Source organism: Marivita sp., from assembly GCF_048006345.1.
Lineage (GTDB): Bacteria > Pseudomonadota > Alphaproteobacteria > Rhodobacterales > Rhodobacteraceae > Marivita.
This window is the reverse complement of sequence record NZ_CP180351.1, coordinates 2353894-2374250: the sequence shown is the minus strand read 5'-3', so window position 1 is coordinate 2374250 and position 20357 is coordinate 2353894. Positions and strand designations below refer to the sequence as shown.

The following is a 20357-nucleotide window of genomic DNA, read 5'->3' as shown; positions in this document are numbered from 1 at the left end:
AGTTGCTAAGGGTCAGGATCCATTGATTTTCAAGGAGCTGCGTGATTCACGGCTCGAAAACGGAGCGGTGACATGAGCGATGTTGACGATATCCTGAGCAAGATCATCTTTCCACGTGCCCAAGGCCACCGATCTTCCATGCTGCAGGACTTGAATGCGGGCAGAAAGACAGAGATCGATTTCCTTAATGGAGCCATCACTCGACTCGCCGAGGAGGCTGGGCTTCCTTCGGCAAGACACGAGAGTATCCGCCAACTCATCAAGGCCTGCGAAGCCTCCGGGGCGTTTCGCCAATGAAGGCAAGGGTCAACCACACGGAGCGCGGCGGCGGCTTTGGTCCGCTCAGGTTGCCTTGGCGCGCATGTTCTGAACCAGCATGCCGCGACGGGAAGGTCGCAGCGGTGTTCCCAGTTCGAACACCCGCTCAATAAGGGCCTTATGCGTTGGCGGAACCGCGTCCAGGACATGACCATCCGCAGCGGCAATCTTGATCTGGTGAACCTGGAACGCGTCGGTGACGATCGTTCCCGACCGGAGGTAGGCCGGATCATCCAAAGCCTCGGACAGCGGCACAAACGTGACGCCTTCGGCGAACAGCTGGCGGAAGAACCCATCGGCAACCTCGGTGAAAAAGGCAACCGGGTGGATAAGGCCAATGCCGATCACCTCATTCCCGAAAACTGTTCTGCAAGTCTCGGCATCATGAGCGACCTGCGCCGCCGCATAGTCGATGAACTCGGCCTTCAGGCGCTCGGCTTCTTCCGTGCGTCCGGTTTGGATCAAATGTCGACAAGCACGGTCCCATTCCCATTCGTAGAACCAACTCGTTATGCCAACACTTTGATAGGCCAGCCGGTCAATATGAGCGTTCACGGCGACCCGCTTTTCTTCCGTGTTGCCCCATTGTTCGAGCGGATGTCGAAAGGCGCGAAGCGGGGCCTTGCTGATCCATGGTGCAAGCAAGTCATCGGCAACGGATATATCGTGATTAAAGTCCTCGGCAGATGTCTCGTTCAGCAAGGGATGGGTATGCGTGTGGTTGCCGATGTGGTGCCCCGCCGCGATCCAGTCGTCCAGAATAAGCGCATATTTGGGATCAACGTCGAGCGGCCAGGAATTGGCCAATGCAAACACGCCGGACACCCCGTTCCGATCAAAGGCGTCGATGATCCGGGCGGCAACGAACTGCGGCGTGTCGCCGTCCGGCAACGGCATATGGGGGAAGACCGGCAGGTCATCCAAGGTAAAGGCCATGCGCACGAAAATACTCCTTGAAAACTAGCAGAAGGTTTCACGCGCCTGGAGGGCTTGCAAGGCTTATTGGAGTACAACGATCTTCAGTCCGAAGAGTGAAACAGCAAACGACCAATATCTCCCGCTGACCGGCCTTTGACGGGCGCGACGATGTTGCATAGCGCATGAAGGGCCTTTCGGCGAAGCCGCACCGCAGCGACCAGCTCGGGTGTGATAGGCAGCTAAGGGCCGTGAGCGTCGATCACCTCTTCCCTTGTAGCCCGAATGCCGCCGCAACGCCGCAGGACCGCTGTGACCCCAAGGCGGGTCTTCCGCGCGGCTGCGCTCAGGCGCCTTCCGCAAATGTAAAAAAGCAGTCCGCACTTTCATGGCGGTGGTGGACGACGGACTGGTATGCGTCGGAATGGAAAGCGGACCGTGCGGCCTCAAAGCTGGGGAACTCGACGACAACGTGGCGGTCAAGGGACGCATCGCCCTCGGCGATTTCAGACCGTCCTGCATCCACGGTATACGTCCCGCCCAATTGCGTGACGATGGCGGGTGCCACGTCAGCGTAGCGGCGGTAGGTGTCGGGATCGGTGACCTTGAGATGAACGATCCAATATCCTTTAGGCATGACACCCTCCTGGGTTTGAACTGCTGTGATTAGATCTCATGGTCCAACCGGCCAACGTCTTTTGAAAATCATAACCAACGGCATGTCCAACCTTCAAGCGAAACACTGTCTTGGCATGCTACGGTCGCGCGGTCCGCCATCCTGACCTTCGTCCGTCCCCCGGACGCCGCACGATGCCCGCATCTCCGGTCTCGTGAAGCTGTGCCTCGGCGCTGGCACGCGCCCCTGAAGGCCCACCAAGTGCCGGGACCGCCGGTTGATGGTAATTGGCGCTCGTCCGGTAACTGCACGGATCAACCCGGCTGACGCGCCCCGTGCGGTGCGCGAGTATTTGGGGAACAGGGCGCATGAACGGCAGCTTTGGTGCAGCCGCACTGCGGCGCAAACTTTGATCGGCAATGACTGGTCTGGGCCGCAGAAAGTCTTTCGTTATGGCCGGTCAACGCCGCGTAGGCGCGCTGCATGGACCGGGCTTTTGATCAGAAGAGCTGCCGCAACGCCCGCGAGCGCGCCGAACAGGTGGGCTTCCCAAGACACGCCGGGTTGCCCGGGCAGCACGCCCCACAGGAGGGAGCCATAGAGCCCCCCGATGACGACTGCGGCGCCCAGTGTAACGGGTGAACGATCAACTAAGCCCCGTGCAATCAGGAAGCCGAACCAGCCGAAGATCAACCCGGATGCGCCGACGTGAATTGCCGGGCTACCGAGTATCCAGACGAGGCCGCCGCCGAGCGCGACTACCATCATGTTCACAGCCAGCAAGGCCCGTGTTGCGGTCGCCATAAGCAGCCCCCCCATGACAAGCAAGGGCGGCGTGTTCGCGATGAGGTGGGCGAAACTGCCGTGCAGCAGGGGCATCGCGACAATGCCGTCCATTCCGCCGACGTGACGCGGGACCAGGCCGAAGGCTGAGTTCAAGCTATAGCCACTGATCCAATTGACGATCTGAATCGCCCACAGCAGCGCGACAAAGACGGCAAGCGCCGCTGCTCTGCGCAAGAAGGCGTGCATTCGGTTCTGAGTGCTCATGACTTCGATGGTAATCTCCGGCCCGGCGGGTTCAACTGTTATCCGAGACGCCCGGCAGGACAGCCGTAAACCATCTCAGTGCTTTACCAGTGGCAGCAGAGGCGTTTACTGCTTTACGAGCCGGATGGTCAAAGGCGCACCACCGCCTTGTATCTCAAGCAGGCGGTCGATGTTCGGATGCGCACCGGGTTGGTTTCGCGCGTCCTCGGTATGTTCCGCAAAGACTGCCAGTCCGTGTGTCGCAGCTTCGGCATTCAGAACCCCATACGTCGCGAACAGATATTGGTAGACCGCCAAGGACCCTTGCTTGCCCGGTTGATTCTCAATGGATGCGACCACATCGCCGGCAGCATCCATCATCTCCAGTCTCTCGATCCCGTCAATAGATGGCAGGTTCTGAAGGTTCTCCTTAAACGAAGATAAGGGCTGTTTCATCCGGCTGTCCTTTCAAATGCCATTCGGAATCGCCATACCAAACCACGGACTGCCAAGCCAAGGTCACGAAGGCGCCGCAACAAAAATGGGGCAGCACATCGGCCCGTCAATTCTGCAGCTGCAATGAATGTCAAGTTTGGGGAAACTGAGCCGCAGCGATGGCCAAACCGGTGAAGGGCAGCTCCGGGCCGTCCTTGCGTGACCGCTGGTCTGGCCCCGAGCTGATGCCCCGCCAAATCCGAGGTCGGCTCCGAGCCCTTTGCACTCTTGTCCAGTGCGCACGAATCTTGCTGACCAAAGCGATCTAGCTTCGTCGCAGCCTGCCTGGCGAAATGCCGAATTGCCGGTTGAAGGCGCGCATGAAGGCAGCCTCGGATTTGTACCCGACATCCCCGGCTATTTGGGCGACCGGATCATCGGTTACGGCTATGCGATTGCGGGCGACACTCAGCCGCCAGTGGGTGATGTAGGTCATTGGAGCCGAACCAACGATCGCCGAAAAACGTGCCGCAAACGCCGAACGCGACATTCCGGTCGCGCGTGCCAAGAGATCGACCGACCAGTCTTCCCCAGGCTTTGCATGGACCTTTGCGAGCGCCCGGCCGATCTGCGGGTCGCGAAGGGCAGCAAGCCAGCCCCGATTGGCTTCTGGTGCGGTGTCCAGCCAAGATCGGAGCGCTTGAATCACCATCACGTCGGCCAACCGGGTGATGACGGTCTCGCCGCCTGCACGCATTTGGGCGGCTTCCCGAGCGACAAGGCGCAAGGTGCTTTGCAGCCAGTCTCCTGTGTCTTCCTCCCAGCGGCTGATATAGATGACATCGGGTAAGTGGCTGATAAGGTGATGTGCGGCGACGTGGTCAAATCGGACGCATCCATACATCGTGCGTGTTGGCTCCCCATCGCCGCCGTACCGCATGATCTCAAGCCGCTCGGAGACTTTCTTGACAGGAATTTCGAACAAGGGCACGGGGGGCAGATCCAGGTCGCTGCAAACCCGATGCGGCGTGGCATGCGGGATAAGGGCCAGGCAGCCTTGCTCCATTCGAATGGGTTCATGGCCATCCAGAACCAGCCAGCATCGCCCTGCCGTGACCACGAGAAAGTTTAGAAGACCTTCCAGCCGGGGAACCGCAATGCTCCAGGGCGCCGTCAATGCGCCCTGATTGTACAGTGTACCCTCCAGCCTCAAAAGATGTAGGCTCTCTCCGAGTGGGTCGGCGTGAACGGGCGGGTGCGACGTGGGGTGGGTCATGCGTTTTGTTACATTGAGGCTTTTCTAATGTCCAATATTTTGGACGATCTGCAAATAAATTAAGATTTTGGATCATAGATTATCCGAATTCTGCTTATTATTTTTCGCATACAGCAAAAATGACTAAGGAACGAATAAAATGCAATCTTCACCAATCCTCGTCATCGGCGCGACCGGCAAGACCGGCCGCCGTGTGGCCGATCTACTTGCAGCGGGCGGTCACACCGTGCGCCGTGCGTCGCGCAACGCACAAACCAGATTCGACTGGGAAGACCCCGCCACCTGGACACAAGCTCTCTCTGGCGTCTCGGCAGCGTACATCACCTACGCGCCCGACCTCGCGTTTCCAGGCGCGCCAGAGAAATTTCTGATGTTGACCGAAATGGCCCGAAATGCCGGGGTTCGGCGGCTGGTTATGCTCGCAGGTCGCGGCGAACCTCGCGCGGAGATTTGCGAGGAGATCATTCGAAAGTCCGGAATGGAATATACGCTGGTGCGAGCAGCGTGGTTTGCACAGAATTTCTCCGAAGGATTTCTCCAGGAAGCGGTCATGGACGGAACGCTCGCCCTGCCGGCTGGCGATGTCGCCGAGCCTTTCGTTGATATAGATGACCTTGCCGAGGTCGTGGTCGCCGCTCTTACCGAACCTCACCACGTCGGACAGGAATACGAGGTCACAGGCCCGCAGCTCCTGACTTTCGAAGAAGCGACGGCGGAACTGAGCCTTTGGACGGGGCAGAGCCTGAGTTACCAGGCGATCACCTCTGAACAGTTCCACGACGCACTCACAGAACTTGGTGGACCCCTGCTTGCAGATGTTTTCACTGAGGTCTGCCGACAGATATTTGATGGCCGTAACGCCAAGCTGGGAAATGGCGTGGAACGGGCTTTGGGTCGCCCGCCGCGCGCCTTCTCAGACTTCTGCGCTCGGGCTGCTGCCCGAGGTGCATGGGCTAAGGCGGCATAATGCAAAGTGTTCGGAGCCTGCCGGATCGGCGGGTTCCGGACGGTTGGGCCCGGTCATCCGAACGTCCAAAGCCTTCGCCCCCCTCCAACGCTTAGATTCTGAGACATGAAATCATGCGCCCGCAGCGAACGGTAGCAATGTCGCGCAATCTGTGAGTTCCGCTACTTCGAGATTTTGCACTTGCAGCGAATGGTGGCTCTGACGGGCCGCGCCGCAGCATTTTGCTCCATTGGCCAAAGGCCTGCTCTGGGCCGGGTGCTGGAGTTTCGATAGCCTGCCGGAATATTTTGGTTCGCCATACGTGCGATCGCCAGCACCTGCGCAACTTTCGCAGAAACTTTGCGAGGGTCGGTAGCTCACGCTCATCGACCCGAGATTCGAACTTCTTATTCTCTTTGAGCCGCATCCGCTGTCAATGCAGTTAATCTGTAGAATCCATGTGCCATCTTGGTGAAGGGCATGAGGAGGAAAAACGCAAGTACTGCACCTAGGTGGATTGCGAGGAGAGCGGGCATGATTGCCGACTGCCCCAGAACAAACAGCGTCAGACCGCTGAAGCCGACAAAACCCAGTAATCCTACAAACGCCACTTCGCCGCCAAACGCGGCATTGGCTCCCAAGTTTCGGTCAGAGCGGAGTTTCAGGCGGATCATCTCGATACAGCCTGCCACCATCAAAACGCCGCCTGAAATTCCCAAGAGTTTCGGCAACGAGATAAGCCCATAGGGTGCCGGCATTGCGAACATGTAATGCATCACGGTTGCAACGGAGGTAGATGCGAAACACAGCAAGAACCCGTACATCACCGCGTGATGCGCCATCCGCCGAGCGTGGGAAAACCTGTCCTCGTCCTCAAAGTTGCAACCGTCACCATGCCCACCCTTGAGGTTCTTGAGCATGGCTGCCTCTTGCAGGGCCTTTATCACATGCGCGGCCTTCAAGGGTTTGGCACCGACCCGCTTCCAGTAGCGCCGCAAACTCACGCCAATGCTGATCAGCGGAAACACAAATGCTGGCAGGAAGATCGCAACCATCGCGTTGTGCGACAGTACTGTGTAAAAGCCTTCGCCACCGTTCGAGCCTAACGCGCGTGCCGCCCAGAACATGAGCGCAAATCCTAACACAGTTGCGACAGCGATCAGAGCGCCGTTCTTGTGAAAGGCTTGGCCCGCCGCGCGCGGAAAGGCCAGATCCTCCCAGCTGTCTTGCCGGACATTCGCGAGTGCCTGCGGTAGGTTCAGGTCGAATTCGTGCGGTGCCGTGTATTGGCAGGCGTAATAGCAGCCGCGGCAGTTGTGACACAGGTTTGCCAATTGCGTTAGAGCGCCATCACTGAATGCGCGCTCGGCGTGCAGGGCGGGAAAGACAGAGCAATAGCCTTCGCAATAGCGGCAGGCATTGCAGATTTCGGCCTGACGGCGGGCCTCTTGCAGCAGATCAGTTTGCATGGGCCGCGGCCTCCTTGCCTGCAATGCGTCCAAAGACGGTGCCGATGGTCATCCCGAAACCAGCCAGGTAGCCTTGGCCAAGGATCGAGCCGGCCATGGTTTCCCCTGCAGCCCAGAGGTTGCTGATGGGGCGATTGCCGATGGCGCATTGCGCGCGTTCGTCGACCTTGAGTCCCAGATAGGTGAAGGTGACCCCGGTCCTAAGCGAATAGCCATAGAACGGGGGTTCGGAGATGGGTCGTGCCCAATTGGTCTTTGGTGGCGTCAGACCGTTGGTTGCGACACCGTCCAGCTCTGTCGGGTGGAAATTCGATGTGTCGCCACAGGCTGCGTTGAACTTGGCGACGGTTTGGGAAAGCGCTTCAGTCGGCAAACCCAGCTTTTCGGCCAATTCCTCGAGCGTGTCTGCCTTGATCGGCGGAAAGACGGACGGCATGAACAGGTTCAGAGACTTTGCGTCGATGATGACATAGCCGACCTGATCAGGCTGCGCGGCCACCAACCTTCCCCAGATCGCGTATCTCTTGGGCCAGACGTCTTCACCCTCGTCGTAAAAGCGCTGTGCGTCCTTGTTGAGCACGATGGAGAACGGCACGCAGTCGAGCCGGGTGACGATGCCACCGTCGAATTTCGGCGCGCGCCCGTCGATCGCCACAGCATGGCATTGGGTCGGGTCGCCGACCTGCGCGACGCCCTGATCCAGCAGGTCGGCCAACACCACGCCGCGATTATAGGGCGTCCCGCGGATCAGGAAATTCTTGGCCGCAGGTCCCCAGGCGCGCGCCAGCCAATCGGTGTCGGCCTGGAACCCGCCCGAGGCGACGATGATGGCTTTCGGCGAAATCCGGTGTGTCTGACCATCCTGCGTGTAGTCGACGAAATCGATGCGGTCGTCATTCAATTCCAGATGTGTGACCGATGCCTCGTAGGCGACCTGCACGCCAAGGCGTTCAGCGGTGCGATAGTAGGCATTCACAAGCCCCTTGCCACCACCAAGGAAAAAGGCGTTGGTCCGCGCCAGCGACAAGGTGCCTGACAGGGACGGCTGGAACCGCACTCCATGTGCCTCCATCCAGGGCAAGCATTCCTCGGAGCTTCGGATGGCGAGGCGAGCAAGCCCTTCATGGGTCTTGCCGCCCGTCACCTTCAGAAGATCGGCGAGGTATTCGTCTTCGGAATAACTGTCGACCAGCGGTCCAAGGGGGCCATGATGCATGCAGCGAAAGTTGCGGGTGTGGCGGGAATTGCCGCCGCGATAGGGCTTTGGTGCGGCCTCAAGGATCGTCACGCGCGCCCCTGCCTCTGCCGCAGTGATGGCGGCACAGAGCGCTGCATTGCCGCCGCCGATGACGACAATGTCAGCGGTGTCGGAAGAAATCACAGCAAGTCTCCGTCATATCCGGGTATGCGATCAGGCAAGGTACGCAGCGCACGCACACGCACCCGTTGAGCGGCTTCGATATGGGCCCGCATCTTGATCTCGGCCAACGCGCCATCCCGTGCCTTGATCGCGTCAAGGACCCCGACATGTTCCTCAACCGCTTTTGCGGCACGATCTGGATCGGTGAGCGTGGTAGGGCCAAGGATCAAGAGCGCCATCTGAAGCGCACGGATGGATCGCGCGAGAAAGCGGTTTTTGGCGGCGTCAAAGAGTGCCCCATGGAATTGGCGATTGAGGATGAAGGCTTCGGGTGCATTGCCGAGGGTCGCCATCTGCTGGTTCATGTCGATCAACTCTTCAATCTCGATCTCTGAAGCCGCCCGTGCCGCAAGTCGCGCGGCTGTCCCCTCAAGAACCGCGCGCATTTCGTACAGCTCCATCACTTCGGCGTAATCAAGTGTACGGATCGCTGCGCCTTGCCTTGGGATATGAGTGACGATGCCATCCGCTTCGAGCTGTCTGATGGCTTCGCGCACGGGCGTGCGCGAGACGCCCAGCCGGTCTGCCAGCTCGGTTTCCCGTAACCGGTCGCCCGGGTTCAGACGTCCTTCGCGCAGTTCGTTGAGCAGGCGCGAGTAGGCAGCGTTGCCTTGCGGTGTGCTGTCGTCATCGGTCATGGTGCGGTCTCTGTATCAAAATTGTATCCAATTGGATACATGAGTATACAGTTTCATGTCAAGACATTCAGGACGTCTGGTCGTAGCATTCTGCCTTGCCACTTGCGCCGGTGTTGTGCCGTCACCCAAATGCCGCCTTGCCGAGAAGGGTCGATCCTTGAAGCGGGGCAGTTGGAAGATTCAGATCGCTGCTAAAGGCCGTGCGGTCGCCATGCGCCCTGTCTGGTGCAGCATGCATGACGAGATGTGTGCCAAGTGGCGGCGACTATTGGTGGTGGACGACCGCGTTGACCATGTGGATCGGGTGGCCTTCGGCAAAAGCATTGACCTGGTCGAAGATGTCCGCGAACTGCTTGTCGAACTCGTCTTCGGTTACAAAGCCGATATGCGGGGTGGCGAACAGGTTTGGATGCGTCAGCAGTGGGTCTTTCGGATCGATCATCGGCTCTTTGTCGAAGACGTCGATTGCAGCCATTCCCGGACGACCCGCGTTCAAAGCATTAAGCAGAGCACCGGGAGCGATAAGGCCGGCGCGTGAGGTGTTCACCAGCACGGCGCGCGGCGACATCACTGCGAGGTCATCCGACGTCACGATCCCCCGTGTTTCGGATGTCAGACGTAAGTGCAGGGACACCACGTCGCTGTTTGCAAAGAAGGCTTCGCGGCTTTCGGCCACGTGCTCGCCTGCGGCGCGTGCGCTTTCCCGGCCCGCTTCCGAGGCCCACCACACCACGTTCATTCCAAAGGCGCGTGCATAATCCGCCACCACGCGCCCAATGCGTCCGTAGCCATAAAGTCCAACTGTTCGGCCCCGCAACGTGCGGCCCACGCCCATCTGCCACCGTCCCGCCTTGGCGCTGGCCATCTGCTGCGGCAACTGACGCATGGCGGCAAGGATAAGCGCAAAAGTCAGCTCGGCCGCGGCGTAATTCGCCCCGTCCGCGCCGGTGTTTGAGCACAGTAGAACGCCATGATCTGTACAAGCCTCCACATCCACATGTGGCCAGACTCCGCGCTGCGAGATCAGCCGCAGGTTTGGCAGCCGCTCTAGTAGACCTCGCGTAACATTGGTCCGTTCGCGGAACAGAACGAGGGCGTCGGCATCCTGCAAGCGTGCCGCCAGGGCTGCTTCGTCGGCTTCGTGATCGGTCCAGACAGTGACCTCATGCCCGTCAAGCAAACGGAAGCACGGCAAGCCTTGCAGCGTGTCGAACCAGTCATCCAGAATATGGACCTTCATCTGAGGCACCTTTCAGCCTTGGGGAGACAGCGCCTTGATCGCCCGGCTGACCCGTTCGTGCAAGATCACCAAATCAGGTTTACCTGGGGCACCTTGTGCGATCCGCTGTGACAGGTCTTGGCGCATCGCTTCAAGCTCCCGGCGCAGACGGGTCAGTTTTTCGTAATCGGACATGAGTGTATCTCAGTGGGACAAGAGGACGGGGATGTCGATGTGTGCAAGAACCTCGGAGGTGACACCACCCAGCAAGTCCTCGCGGAATTTGGAATGCTCATACGCTCCGAGAACCAGCAGCGAGGGCCGGTTTCGACGGCACCACGCGATCAGGGTGGCTGCCACCGGATGCGACGGCGGCCATTCCTCGTGAATGGCCTCGACTCCGTGTCGCGAGAGGTGAGTCATCAGGTCTTCGACGGGCCAGCTTGTGCGCAAGCCAACGGTGAGAACGCTCACGCGGCCATCTTCTTCCAACAGGCGCAGGCTGTCGGAAAGCGCTCGCGCTGCCGCGCGGCCTCCGTCCCAAGCCAGAGCCGAATGGCTCAGTGTACCGCCGCCCTCATAGCCCGCAGGCACGACGACAACCGGGCGACCCGACATCAAGGCAATGCGATCCGGGTGCAGGGTCACATGCTCGTCGTCGGTCTCGGAATGACGTCCGACAATCAGGATGTCGTAGTGCCGTGCAGCTTCAGACAAGACTGTATCGACGCGGCCAGACACCTCTTTGAGTTGCAGCGCGTTGGCCAGACCCAGTGCGGTCCGCTCGACCTCGAACTTCTCCTCGATCTCGCGCAGGATGCTGGTGTTGGCAGCGTCCAGCAAGGCGCGCGCCTCCTTGGGAATCCAGCGCGAGCGTTTGTCGATAACCTCGTGCGTGCTGTGAGCCAAAATAGCCGTGACATGGGCCCCCAGCCGCTTTGCCAAGGCGGCCGCATAACGCAGGGCCGCGACCGATCCCTCCGATCCGTTGAAGGCCACGAGCAGGTTCATCATCGGCATGTCAGCGGCCTTTCCAGACAGAGGACGGAACGTAGATATGGCCGTCTGCCAGCTTGCGAGCGGTGCGCAGCAGTCCGGCGGAATTGAGCGTGAAGTGATTGTTCATCTCGAAATCGACCAGAACTTCGATTGTGCCGGACGCATGTTCCAGCACCACATTGGCCGGGCTTTGAGTGGGACGGACCAAGAGACCATCGGCGACGGTTCCGGGCGTAAGTGCGCAAGATGCAAGACACTGTGATCCCGTCACAGCCATCGACGGATGCGTGGTCCAAGGCATGAAATAGCGCGTGCAGATCGTGCCGCCGTCGCGGGCCGGGGCGAACAGGCCGAATTTCGGCGTAACGGATTGCGTGACATCGCCCAAGCCCATGGCTTTGCCCGCCTTGAGGCGGACGGCCTCCATCCGGGCAAAAAACTCCCGGTTCGTGTCCAGTTCCTCGACCGTTTCGTACCCGGTCAGACCGAAGTCTTCGGCGCGGGCGATGGCCATGGGCATGGCCACGTCCATGCACGTGACCTCGATCCCGTCGAACGTGTCGCGCAGGTTGCCAGTCGGCAGAAAGGCCCCGGTGGATGATCCGACGACACCCATGAAGTTTAGCGCGATGGGGGCTGCGGTTCCCGGCACACCGGCGATCTCCGTCTCGCCATCATAACGCATCGTGCCACCTGGTGTCTGGAGCCGAGCCAGAACCCGCGCTCCGGTGTTGACGGCGCGGATCTTGACTTCGGTCTCGTCGCCGGTCGGCGTGACCAGACCCATCTCAACCGCCGCCGGGCCGACACCAGACAGGATGTTGCCGCATGTGGGCTTGAAATCCACCAGCCGATCCTCGACCGAGACCTGCGCAAAGAAGTAGTCGACGTCAGCCCAATCATCTTCCGACGGCGAGAGCATCGCGACCTTCGTTGTCACCGCAACGCCGCCGCCTATCCCGTCAATATTGATCGGATGACCCGATCCCAGGGCAGCCAACAGCACCTCGGCCAGCGTCCCGCGATCCTCGGGCAAGTCGGCGCGTTTAAAGTACGGCCCGCGAGAGGTGCCGCCGCGCATGAAGACAAAAGGAATGCCTGTCTGTGTCATGTCAGGGTCTCCGGAAAATCACTTCAGCGGCCAAGGCAGATCGACAGCGTCTTGCAGCAGCCCGGGCGGGAAATCGCGGTTCAGCGCACCGCCCATGACGCACATGAGCGCGATGCCTGAAGCGGTCAGGATCAGGGTCTTGGGCCACGGCGCCTGGGCGCGGACCCGCAGGAAAGTCACAAGGAATCCTGCCAGAGCGAGGATGAAACCAAGGAAATACGTCATGACGATCAGACCCAGGAACCACGCCAACGTGCCCCAGAGGCCATAGGGCGCATCCGCGTCCTCACCCGCCATCTCCTTGTCTGCAAAGATGGTGTCGCCTTCGGGACGCAGGATCATTTGCACGAGCAGGATCATCAGCGCGGCCAACGTGATGCCACCAATGACCAGCGGCACGATCTTGTCCGTCATGTTGTAGTCGGGGATCGCGTTTGCGTTCAGCAGCGCGGTAACGACGTAGGCAAGGATCACCAGCAGGAAGATGATGGGTGCGCGCTTGGACCCGGACTGCACCTCGCCCTCGGCCATGATGGATTTCGCTTGCCGCAGACCCAGCACCACCGAGATGACCGTGACGATCAGCAAAACGATGACGATCGGGGAAAAGATGTACTCCATCCCCTCTTCGAAGGATTTGCGAAAGCGGAACGACGCGATCTGAAACGCTTGGTTCGAAAACTTCTCGACAGGGTTCGAGAGCACAAATCCGATCAGAAACGCCGGACGCGACCAGTCAAAGCGGCGCAGGAAGATGCCGATCAGCCCAATGGCAAACAGTGCCAGGATGTCTTCGAAGTTTTGCCCGGACTGGAACGCGGCAAAGGCGATCAGCATGAAGAGAAACGGCGCGAGGTAGGTAAACCGGATCGTCGTCAGCTTGGCGATGCCGCCCGAGACGCCAATGCAGAGAAGTGTGCCCACCACGTTCGCCAGCGCCAACAGCCAGACAATCGAATAAGTGATGTCCAGGTTGTCGCGCAGCATCGCGGGGCCAACCTCGATATCGCCCGATCCCAAGAGGGCAATGGCGCCGATGAAGATCGCCATTGAGCCCGAGCCGGGAATGCCGAACAGCAGGGTCGGCACAAGACCTCCGCCCTCCTTGGCGTTGTTCGAGCTTTCCGGTCCGATCACGCCACGGATCTCGCCCTTGCCGAACTGCGATTTGTCCTTGGTGGTCTGTACCGCGTGGCCATAGGCGATCCAGTCGACCACCGAGCCGCCAAGGCCGGGGATCACACCGACGAGCACGCCGATCAGTGAACAGCGCACCGACAGCCACTTGTTGTCGAACCAGTCACGCACGCCGTCCATCCAGCCCGCGCCAAGGGTCGCGTCCTTGGCGATGGACCGGTCCTGCCGGAGCAGAGAAACGATCTCTGGAACGGCGAAGATGCCAAGGCCTACGATGACCAGTTGCAGCCCGTCCGTCAGATAGGGGAAGTCGTAGCTTGCCATGCGCAGCGAGCCGCCGGCATCCGCGACGCCGATGGTTCCGATCAGCATACCCAGACCTGCCGCCGCCAGTCCCTTGAGCGCCACACGCCCCGCGAGGACTGCCACCATCGACAGGCCAAGAATCGAAATCATCAGCATTTCCGGCAAGCCGAAAGCGAGCACCAGCGGCCGTGCCACAACAATGAACAGTGTCAGAAACACCGCGCCGACCAGTCCGCCAAACAAAGACGCGGTAAAGGCCGCAGACAAAGCCCGTGCAGCCTGTCCCTTGCGGGCCAGGGGAAAGCCATCGAGAACCGTTGCCTGCGACGCAGACGAGCCGGGGATGCCCATCAGCACCGATGAAAACGTGTCCGACGTCGGCACCACGGCAACCATGCCGATCATCAACGCGAGACCCAGAACAGGCTCCATGCCGAACATGAACGGCAGGAGAAGAGAGAGGCCAGCGATGCCGCCAAGGCCGGGGAACACGCCGACGGCAAGGCCCATGACCACGCCAAGGACGAGATATCCAAGGACGACAGGTTGCAGGATAAGAGCCCATGCGTCGGCAAGCGCCGGCAGGGCGGTCGCGAAGAGATCCATCGCACCGTTCTTTCGGTTGAATGTTCAGAAGTCAGGAAGGTGGCGGGTCCCGGACTGTGTCGGGACCCGTGAGCGCGTCGATTACTCGATCGTCACGCCATACGCTTCCTTGAGCCAATCGATGACATAGGCCTTGGCCTCTGGTGACACGGTGGTCGCTTCATCGGTGGCTTTCTCGGCACCAGCGCCGACGAACATCGGATATTGCCCAACCTCGTTCGACGAGATCTCGGCAAAGTCTGGACGTGCGCGGACAGCCTCGAAGGCAGCGACATAGGTGTCGATGACGTCCTGAGGCGTGCCCTTTGGCAGGAAGGCGATCTTTTGCGACGGATAGCCAGAGATGAAGAAGGCCTTCCACGCATCCCATGCTACGCCTTCGGTTTCGCAGCCATCTGTGGCAGCACAGACCTCTTTGAAAGACGGCATGTCCGGGAAGGTCGGATCGCGTACGATCATGCCGTTCTCGTCAAGTGCGCCCCACGCCATCATCGGTACGGCAGTTCCGGCAGCGACCAGGTCCGCAGCACCCGAGAGGTAGCCCGAGGACGTCTGGTAATCGATGGTGGCTTCACCACGCTCGAACATCAGGCGACCGTCACCACGGCCCTTGATACCGAAGACCGGCTCCACGTTCATGCCCAGCATCTTCCATGCCAGAAGCGGAACCAGATCGAGCCCGGTCGCGCCCTGCGAGCCAAAGATCAGGTCCACGTCCTTGAGGCCGTTGGCCGAGCCGTCGAATTTTGCTCCGTCGTCGGGGTTCAGATAAGCAACACCACCGGTCCCGGTCGCCATGACCGGGATCCAGTCATTGTATTCGTAGCGCACGCGCGGATCGTTCAGCAGGTATGGAAACTGCGTCGACCCGGACGAACCGAAAAGCAGTGTGCCGTCCTTGTGTTCCTGTTCCTGAAACCAGTTTGCACCTTTGGTCGAGCCTGCCCCCGGCATGAACTTGACCACAACCGTCGGGTTGCCTGGCAGTTCTTCCGAGAGCAGCGGTGCAAAGAAGTTGGCCCATTTCGCTGACCCGCCGGTTTCCGAGAACGGGATCACCCATTCGATCGTCTTGCCGGAAAAGTCGACTTCTGCCAGCGCCGGGCCAGCCATGAGGGCGATTGCTGCAACCGATGTTGCAAGTGTCTTGATGGTCATTGGTGTCCTCCCGTAGACCTTGCCGCGCCGAACACCCGCCCGACACGCCAATTGTTATCTCCTAAAGGGAATGATTCCCTCCTCCAACAGCGGCACCATGCCGTTCCAAGCTTGCGCGAAACTTGCGCAACGTGACAAAGGTGTAATCATGAGGATCGCCGTCATAGAAGACAACGAAGCCCTTGCGCACGGAATTGCCTTCCGTTTGCGGGACCGCGGGCATTCCGTCGACCTGCTTCACGACGGAGCCGAGGCCGACGCGTTCCTTGCGCAAGAGGGGGCTGATCTGATTGTGCTCGATCTGAACCTCCCTGGCCTTGACGGTATCGAGGTCCTGCGTGCCTTGCGTCGGCGTGGTGACGGAACGCCTGTCATCCTATTGACCGCCCGCTCGGAAACGGCTGAGCGGGTGGTTGGACTGGATGCCGGGGCGGATGATTATTTGACAAAGCCCTTCGAAATGGACGAGCTGGAGGCTCGCCTTCGCGCAATGGCAAGGCGCAAGAACCTTCAATTCTCGGTCCGCGATGAATTGGGTCCGCTGGTCTTTGACCGCGTTGGCCGGCAGCTTTTGCAGAACAACCAGGTGATTGATGTCCCACGGAAAGAAATTGCGACGCTGGAATGTCTGCTGGAGCGTCGCGGTCGGCTTGTGTCCAAGGCGCAACTGATCACGCATGTTTATGGCGTCGGTTCGGATTCTGATGACAGTGCAATTGAGCCGCATGTGTCGCGCCTTAGAAAGCGATTGGAGCCATTCGGAATCCGGATCAAAACCGCCCGAGGGCTGGGCTACATGCTGGAAATCGATGGTGGTTAAGTCGCAGCGAACGGCGATGTCGCTGCGCCTGCGCCTGTTCCTTGTGATCCTGCCGCCGCTCTTGGTGGTGTCCGTACTGCTTGGCCTCTGGCGGTTTGAGGAAGCACAGCGCACATCAGAGGAGCTGTTTGATCGTAGTCTCTTGGCCGCCGCGCTGGCGATTTCGCGCGACGTCGCAATTTCCGGTGGGGATGCGTTGTCACCCAGCACCCGTAGTTTCATTTCGGACGCAGGCGGTGGAGAGGTCTTTTATCACGTCACCGGTCCCGCCGGGATTTACGTGACCGGCTACGCTTACCCGCCGCGCGCGTTGGAAAACAATGCGCAGGATCAGCCGAACTACTACATCGCCACGTATCGGGGCGAAGAGATGCGCGTCTTGCGCATGATCGAGGATCGAACCATCGGCAACCTTTCGGGCGAGACCGTCGTGACCGTCTGGCAAAGGATGAGCGACCGTCAGGCCTTTGCCCGTGAATTGGCGTTGCGGGCGTTTGCGCTTATGGCTGGACTTATGGTCACTCTGGCACTGGTGATCTGGTTTGGTGTACAGATCGGTTTGCGCCCGCTCAACGACCTTCAGCAGGCAATCCAGCAGCGATCCCCGGATGACCTTGGTGGGATAAGGCGATCCGTTCCGAAAGAAGTTTCAGGGATCGTATCGACCCTGAATCGGCTTTTTGGGCAAGTCCGCGACAATATCGAGGCGCATCAAACCTTTATCTCGGACGCCGCGCATCAACTGCGCAATCCTGTGTCGGCCCTGTTGGCGGTTGCAGAAACCCTTCCAAATGTCACCGACGAGTCAGAACGTGCAGCGCGTCAGTCCGAGTTGATCACGGCGGCGCGGAACTCGGCCCGGCTCACTGATCAACTGCTGTCATTGGAACGGTTGCGCTATGACGCCCGGCTTCAGGTCAGCCGGGTCGACCTCAGCGACATCACCCAAGAGGTCTGTCTCGGCCTCGCGCCGACAATTCTGTCACGCAACCTCGACTTTGCTTTCGAGCCCGGTCCCGAAACGCTGCCGGTAGACGTGGACAAGGTTCTGGTCGGCGAAGCCTTGACGAACCTCGTTGAGAACGCGTTGCGCCATGGCGGCAGCGAGATGACCCGCATTACGGTCCGCACGGACCTGCTTGGTGAGGAAGCCGCGATCGAAGTGCAGGACGACGGTGAAGGTATTCCTCTAGATCAGGCCGAAGCCGCTTTTCGACGCTTTTCGCAGTTGCACAGTGGCGAAGGCACAGGTTTGGGTTTGGCGATTGTAGAGCAGGTCATGCAAAGGCACACCGGTACGGTTCGCCTGTGCCCAGTTCATAAAGGCACATTGATCCGCTTGACCTTTCCGCTTGCATCTTTCGAGAGGTGAAGCGTGCTCTGGATTGTTCATCACGGCAGCCCATGGCCGGGACAGCGCGGGGAGCTGGGACGCGCAGATCGGTAGCACTGAGTCCAACTTGACGCGTCTTCACGGTGCGGCGAATGTTCGGGTATAGCAAACAAGGCTGATCGCGTTTCCGGCAAGATGACATGCGATGTGTCAGACTGAGCTCGGTCGTCCAAATCGTGGGAGATAAAATTTGTCTGACACATATTTCCAGCCAGTGTCTGGGTTCGATCTGCCGCGCTTTGCAGGCGTAGCGACTTTTATGCGGTTGCCCCATGTGGCCCTGACAGAGGACAGGATCAATGAGGTGGACATTGGTCTGATTGGAGTGCCTTGGGACAGCGGCACGACCAATCGCTCAGGTCCCCGCCACGGCCCGCGGCAATTGCGTGACATGTCGACAATGATAAGAGCACAGAACGGCGCATCGGGCGTGCGGCCTTTTGAGCTGGTCAATTGTGCGGACCTTGGAGACGTCCCGCCGAACCCGGCTGACATCATTGAGACAATGGAGCGAATAACGTCCTTCTACAGCATCGTGAAATCCGCCGGTATTCGTCCTCTTACCGCCGGTGGTGATCATCTGACCTCGCTGCCCGTCTTGCGGGCTTTGGCCAAAGATGGCCCACTTTCGATGATCCATTTTGATAGCCACACCGACCTGTTTGATAGCTACTTCGGTGGGACAAGGTATACGCACGGTACGCCTTTCCGGCGCGCCGTAGAGGAGGGCCTTCTCGATCCCAAGAAGATAGTGCAGATCGGCATTCGAGGGACAACATATGACAACGAAGATCGGGACTTCGCAAATGCGGTCGGAATCCGGGTTATCGCGATTGAAGAATTTCATGCACGCGGTGTGTCCGATGTGCTTGAAGAAGCACGCGAAATTGTTGGGCAGACCAACACCTATGTGTCCTATGACATTGATTTCGTTGATCCGACATTCGCACCGGGAACCGGAACGCCCGAAATCGGCGGTCCAAATTCGTATCAGGCCATTCAAGTTGTTCGCGAATTGACCGGTGTCCAAATCGTGGGCGCAGATCTCGTCGAGGTTTCTCCTCCTTTTGATCAAAGTGGCGGCACTGCCTATTTGGGTGCCTCGATAATGTTTGAGCTTTTGTGTGTTATGGCGGCAGAGACGTTGAAATGAGAGCAAAACGAACTCTGATTGCCATATAGCACCTGATAGCGGATGCGCTGCGTACCTTTGTGAAGAGCAGTTTTGTCCCGCTGAACGACGTTCAAGCCGACAAAATGCTACGCGATTTACGTATGGCTGGTTTGGTGAAGCTGCATTGCAGTATCGCCCGACCTGATGAATGTCGCGTGTGGGCCGTGAACGACGGCGAGTCGCTGCGTTGTGCGTGGAGATCCGCGCCGCATCCGAGGTCGGCTCAAAGCCCAAGTGCACGATTGCCCTAGAGCATTTCCCAAAGGCACTTGCCGTAAAGTTTTGTTAAGTGCAGGCTTACATCAGACCAAAATTGGTGGGCCTGTTGGTATGTCGCAATACGATCTTGATGGCCGTGTGATCTTCATAACGGGCGGCGCAACAGGCATTGGAAAGGCGACCGCGGAGGAGTGCGCAGCGAACGGAGCGCACGTTGTAATTTCCGGTAGTCGTATAGCTCGGCTCGATCCTGTCGTGGAAGAAATCTCCGCAAATGGCGGCACCATTCGGGGCGGTTCAATCTGATGTCACAAGCTCAGACGATATCGCCAAGGCCATAGCTTTTACAGTTGAGGAATTCGGTCGGCTTGATGGCGCATTCAATTCTGCCGGCGTCGCGCAGAACTTTTCCAACCTCGCAGGGGAATTGACCGAGGAAGAGTGGGATCGCGTGATCTCGATAAATCTCAAAGGCCTTTGGCTGTCTATGAAATATCAGATCGCCCAGATGCTCGCGCAGGGAGATGGTGGTTCGATCGTGAATGCTTCGTCCGTAGCGGGATTGGTCGGTAGCCGTGTTGGGCTGGCATATTCAGCCAGCAAGCATGGCGTTATCGGACTGACCAAGTCGGCAGCACTTGAGCAGGCTCAGACCGGCATTCGTGTGAACGCTATTTGTCCCAGGTGGGTCGAAACGCCTATGACCAAGCCGATCACGGAAGCAAACCCGGAGTTTCTAGAGATGTTGATCTCGCGTCACCCCATCGGGCGGGTAGGACGAAGCCCCGAAATCAGCGGTCTTGTGGCTTGGTTATTGTCGGACGCATCGAGTTTCATGACCGGCGCCGCAATACCGATCGACGGGGGGCTTACAGCTCAATAGCAAAAAAGCTGTTCTACCCGCGCAACCGCAGAGAAAGTTCACTTCGCGCCGCACACCTGACTTTCATTGTCCCAAAATGCTGCACGGTTGACGAATGGCAGCTCTTGTAAAGCTGCTACCGCATCACTTGGAAATCCTGCGCTCAGCAAAAACAGTCACTTAAGTATTTAATTTAAAAAAACTTTCGAGCTTAGTCCCCGCTATTTTCCTACGGTTGTTTGCCCTGACCTTTGATTAAAAACGAATTAAAGATCGTTCGATTCCGCTTGG

The 20357-nt window shown here is 59.1% G+C and carries 21 protein-coding genes; 7 read left to right on the top strand and 14 right to left on the bottom strand.

Annotated elements, in window-relative coordinates:
- Positions 1 to 72: 72 nt before the first annotated feature.
- Positions 73 to 297 carry a ketopantoate reductase family protein gene (locus ACMVPR_RS11660; protein WP_416883022.1) on the top strand — a complete coding sequence of 75 codons (225 nt, stop codon included), beginning with the start codon at positions 73 to 75 and terminating at the stop codon, positions 295 to 297.
- Positions 298 to 342: 45 nt separating this feature from the next.
- On the opposite strand, the gene ACMVPR_RS11655 is transcribed toward ACMVPR_RS11660, so the two are convergent.
- The 5 genes from ACMVPR_RS11655 to ACMVPR_RS11635 form a co-directional block, all read right to left on the bottom strand.
- Positions 343 to 1254 (bottom strand): polysaccharide deacetylase family protein, encoded by a 912-nt coding sequence (locus ACMVPR_RS11655; protein ID WP_416883021.1) that lies wholly within the window; start codon positions 1252 to 1254, stop codon positions 343 to 345.
- Between the two features lie 325 nt (positions 1255 to 1579).
- Positions 1580 to 1870, bottom strand: a complete 291-nt coding sequence (locus ACMVPR_RS11650) for a DUF1330 domain-containing protein (RefSeq protein WP_416883020.1) — start codon at positions 1868 to 1870, stop codon at positions 1580 to 1582.
- 429 nt (positions 1871 to 2299) lie between these two features.
- The gene (locus ACMVPR_RS11645) at positions 2300 to 2881 is read right to left on the bottom strand and encodes a rhomboid family intramembrane serine protease (protein ID WP_416884652.1); all 582 of its coding nucleotides are present in this window, start codon (positions 2879 to 2881) and stop codon (positions 2300 to 2302) included.
- 123 nt (positions 2882 to 3004) lie between these two features.
- On the bottom strand, positions 3005 to 3334 hold the full coding sequence (locus ACMVPR_RS11640; RefSeq protein WP_416883019.1) for a DUF2322 family protein: 330 nt from the start codon (positions 3332 to 3334) through the stop codon (positions 3005 to 3007).
- 304 nt (positions 3335 to 3638) lie between these two features.
- The gene (locus ACMVPR_RS11635; RefSeq protein ID WP_416883018.1) at positions 3639 to 4589 is read right to left on the bottom strand and encodes a cupin domain-containing protein; all 951 of its coding nucleotides are present in this window, start codon (positions 4587 to 4589) and stop codon (positions 3639 to 3641) included.
- A gap of 139 nt (positions 4590 to 4728) precedes the next feature.
- Here ACMVPR_RS11635 and ACMVPR_RS11630 point away from each other — a divergent pair, with 139 nt between their 5' ends.
- Positions 4729 to 5556, top strand: coding sequence for an NmrA family NAD(P)-binding protein (locus ACMVPR_RS11630; RefSeq protein ID WP_416883017.1), 828 nt, complete (start codon positions 4729 to 4731; stop codon positions 5554 to 5556).
- A 386-nt stretch (positions 5557 to 5942) separates the two neighbouring features.
- On the opposite strand, the gene tcuB is transcribed toward ACMVPR_RS11630, so the two are convergent.
- The 9 genes from tcuB to ACMVPR_RS11585 form a co-directional block, all read right to left on the bottom strand.
- Positions 5943 to 7004, bottom strand: coding sequence for a tricarballylate utilization 4Fe-4S protein TcuB (gene tcuB / locus ACMVPR_RS11625; RefSeq protein WP_416883016.1), 1062 nt, complete (start codon positions 7002 to 7004; stop codon positions 5943 to 5945).
- Positions 6994 to 8385: an FAD-dependent tricarballylate dehydrogenase TcuA gene (gene tcuA, locus ACMVPR_RS11620; protein WP_416883015.1), complete on the bottom strand. Its 1392-nt coding sequence runs from the start codon at positions 8383 to 8385 to the stop codon at positions 6994 to 6996. The genes tcuB and tcuA overlap by 11 nt, the downstream gene beginning before the upstream one ends.
- Positions 8382 to 9062 carry a GntR family transcriptional regulator gene (locus ACMVPR_RS11615; RefSeq protein WP_416883014.1) on the bottom strand — a complete coding sequence of 227 codons (681 nt, stop codon included), beginning with the start codon at positions 9060 to 9062 and terminating at the stop codon, positions 8382 to 8384. Before ACMVPR_RS11615 ends, tcuA begins: the two co-directional genes overlap by 4 nt.
- A gap of 265 nt (positions 9063 to 9327) precedes the next feature.
- Positions 9328 to 10302, bottom strand: a complete 975-nt coding sequence (locus ACMVPR_RS11610; protein ID WP_416883013.1) for a D-2-hydroxyacid dehydrogenase family protein — start codon at positions 10300 to 10302, stop codon at positions 9328 to 9330.
- Positions 10303 to 10314: 12 nt separating this feature from the next.
- Positions 10315 to 10476, bottom strand: coding sequence for a hypothetical protein (locus tag ACMVPR_RS11605; RefSeq protein ID WP_300581463.1), 162 nt, complete (start codon positions 10474 to 10476; stop codon positions 10315 to 10317).
- A 9-nt stretch (positions 10477 to 10485) separates the two neighbouring features.
- A complete protein-coding gene (locus tag ACMVPR_RS11600; RefSeq protein WP_416883012.1) occupies positions 10486 to 11301 on the bottom strand; it encodes a universal stress protein in 816 nt (271 codons plus the stop codon).
- Between the two features lies 1 nt (position 11302).
- Entirely contained in the window at positions 11303 to 12391 is a 1089-nt protein-coding gene (locus tag ACMVPR_RS11595; RefSeq protein ID WP_416883011.1) for a 4-oxalomesaconate tautomerase, read from the bottom strand.
- Between the two features lie 18 nt (positions 12392 to 12409).
- Entirely contained in the window at positions 12410 to 14440 is a 2031-nt protein-coding gene (locus tag ACMVPR_RS11590; protein WP_416883010.1) for a tripartite tricarboxylate transporter permease, read from the bottom strand.
- Positions 14441 to 14521: 81 nt separating this feature from the next.
- A complete protein-coding gene (locus ACMVPR_RS11585) occupies positions 14522 to 15598 on the bottom strand; it encodes a tricarboxylate transporter (RefSeq protein ID WP_416883009.1) in 1077 nt (358 codons plus the stop codon).
- Between the two features lie 148 nt (positions 15599 to 15746).
- Here ACMVPR_RS11585 and ACMVPR_RS11580 point away from each other — a divergent pair, with 148 nt between their 5' ends.
- The 5 genes from ACMVPR_RS11580 (at position 15747) to ACMVPR_RS11560 (ending at position 20087) form a co-directional block, all read left to right on the top strand.
- The gene (locus tag ACMVPR_RS11580; RefSeq protein ID WP_416883008.1) at positions 15747 to 16418 is read left to right on the top strand and encodes a response regulator transcription factor; all 672 of its coding nucleotides are present in this window, start codon (positions 15747 to 15749) and stop codon (positions 16416 to 16418) included.
- Positions 16419 to 16434: 16 nt separating this feature from the next.
- Complete coding sequence (locus ACMVPR_RS11575) at positions 16435 to 17790, top strand: sensor histidine kinase N-terminal domain-containing protein (protein ID WP_416883007.1); 1356 nt, start codon at positions 16435 to 16437, stop codon at positions 17788 to 17790.
- 211 nt (positions 17791 to 18001) lie between these two features.
- Positions 18002 to 18964, top strand: a complete 963-nt coding sequence (gene speB, locus ACMVPR_RS11570) for an agmatinase (RefSeq protein ID WP_416883006.1) — start codon at positions 18002 to 18004, stop codon at positions 18962 to 18964.
- Positions 18965 to 19315: 351 nt separating this feature from the next.
- Complete coding sequence (locus ACMVPR_RS11565; protein WP_416883005.1) at positions 19316 to 19510, top strand: SDR family NAD(P)-dependent oxidoreductase; 195 nt, start codon at positions 19316 to 19318, stop codon at positions 19508 to 19510.
- Positions 19479 to 20087, top strand: coding sequence for an SDR family oxidoreductase (locus tag ACMVPR_RS11560; RefSeq protein WP_416883004.1), 609 nt, complete (start codon positions 19479 to 19481; stop codon positions 20085 to 20087). Before ACMVPR_RS11565 ends, ACMVPR_RS11560 begins: the two co-directional genes overlap by 32 nt.
- Positions 20088 to 20357: the final 270 nt, after the last annotated feature.

Bases quoted from the DNA above. Each gene is read 5' to 3' on its own strand.
- ACMVPR_RS11660 (WP_416883022.1), top strand. From the start codon at position 73: ATGAGCGATGTTGACGATATCCTGAGCAAGATCATCTTTCCACGTGCC.
- ACMVPR_RS11655 (WP_416883021.1), bottom strand. From the start codon at position 1,254: ATGGCCTTTACCTTGGATGACCTGCCGGTCTTCCCCCATATGCCGTTG.
- ACMVPR_RS11650 (WP_416883020.1), bottom strand. From the start codon at position 1,870: ATGCCTAAAGGATATTGGATCGTTCATCTCAAGGTCACCGATCCCGAC.
- ACMVPR_RS11645 (WP_416884652.1), bottom strand. From the start codon at position 2,881: ATGCACGCCTTCTTGCGCAGAGCAGCGGCGCTTGCCGTCTTTGTCGCG.
- ACMVPR_RS11640 (WP_416883019.1), bottom strand. From the start codon at position 3,334: ATGAAACAGCCCTTATCTTCGTTTAAGGAGAACCTTCAGAACCTGCCA.
- ACMVPR_RS11635 (WP_416883018.1), bottom strand. From the start codon at position 4,589: ATGACCCACCCCACGTCGCACCCGCCCGTTCACGCCGACCCACTCGGA.
- ACMVPR_RS11630 (WP_416883017.1), top strand. From the start codon at position 4,729: ATGCAATCTTCACCAATCCTCGTCATCGGCGCGACCGGCAAGACCGGC.
- tcuB (WP_416883016.1), bottom strand. From the start codon at position 7,004: ATGCAAACTGATCTGCTGCAAGAGGCCCGCCGTCAGGCCGAAATCTGC.
- ACMVPR_RS11615 (WP_416883014.1), bottom strand. From the start codon at position 9,062: ATGACCGATGACGACAGCACACCGCAAGGCAACGCTGCCTACTCGCGC.
- ACMVPR_RS11610 (WP_416883013.1), bottom strand. From the start codon at position 10,302: ATGAAGGTCCATATTCTGGATGACTGGTTCGACACGCTGCAAGGCTTG.
- ACMVPR_RS11605 (WP_300581463.1), bottom strand. From the start codon at position 10,476: ATGTCCGATTACGAAAAACTGACCCGTCTGCGCCGGGAGCTTGAAGCG.
- ACMVPR_RS11600 (WP_416883012.1), bottom strand. From the start codon at position 11,301: ATGCCGATGATGAACCTGCTCGTGGCCTTCAACGGATCGGAGGGATCG.
- ACMVPR_RS11595 (WP_416883011.1), bottom strand. From the start codon at position 12,391: ATGACACAGACAGGCATTCCTTTTGTCTTCATGCGCGGCGGCACCTCT.
- ACMVPR_RS11590 (WP_416883010.1), bottom strand. From the start codon at position 14,440: ATGGATCTCTTCGCGACCGCCCTGCCGGCGCTTGCCGACGCATGGGCT.
- ACMVPR_RS11585 (WP_416883009.1), bottom strand. From the start codon at position 15,598: ATGACCATCAAGACACTTGCAACATCGGTTGCAGCAATCGCCCTCATG.
- ACMVPR_RS11580 (WP_416883008.1), top strand. From the start codon at position 15,747: ATGAGGATCGCCGTCATAGAAGACAACGAAGCCCTTGCGCACGGAATT.
- ACMVPR_RS11575 (WP_416883007.1), top strand. From the start codon at position 16,435: ATGTCGCTGCGCCTGCGCCTGTTCCTTGTGATCCTGCCGCCGCTCTTG.
- ACMVPR_RS11565 (WP_416883005.1), top strand. From the start codon at position 19,316: ATGTCGCAATACGATCTTGATGGCCGTGTGATCTTCATAACGGGCGGC.
- ACMVPR_RS11560 (WP_416883004.1), top strand. From the start codon at position 19,479: ATGGCGGCACCATTCGGGGCGGTTCAATCTGATGTCACAAGCTCAGAC.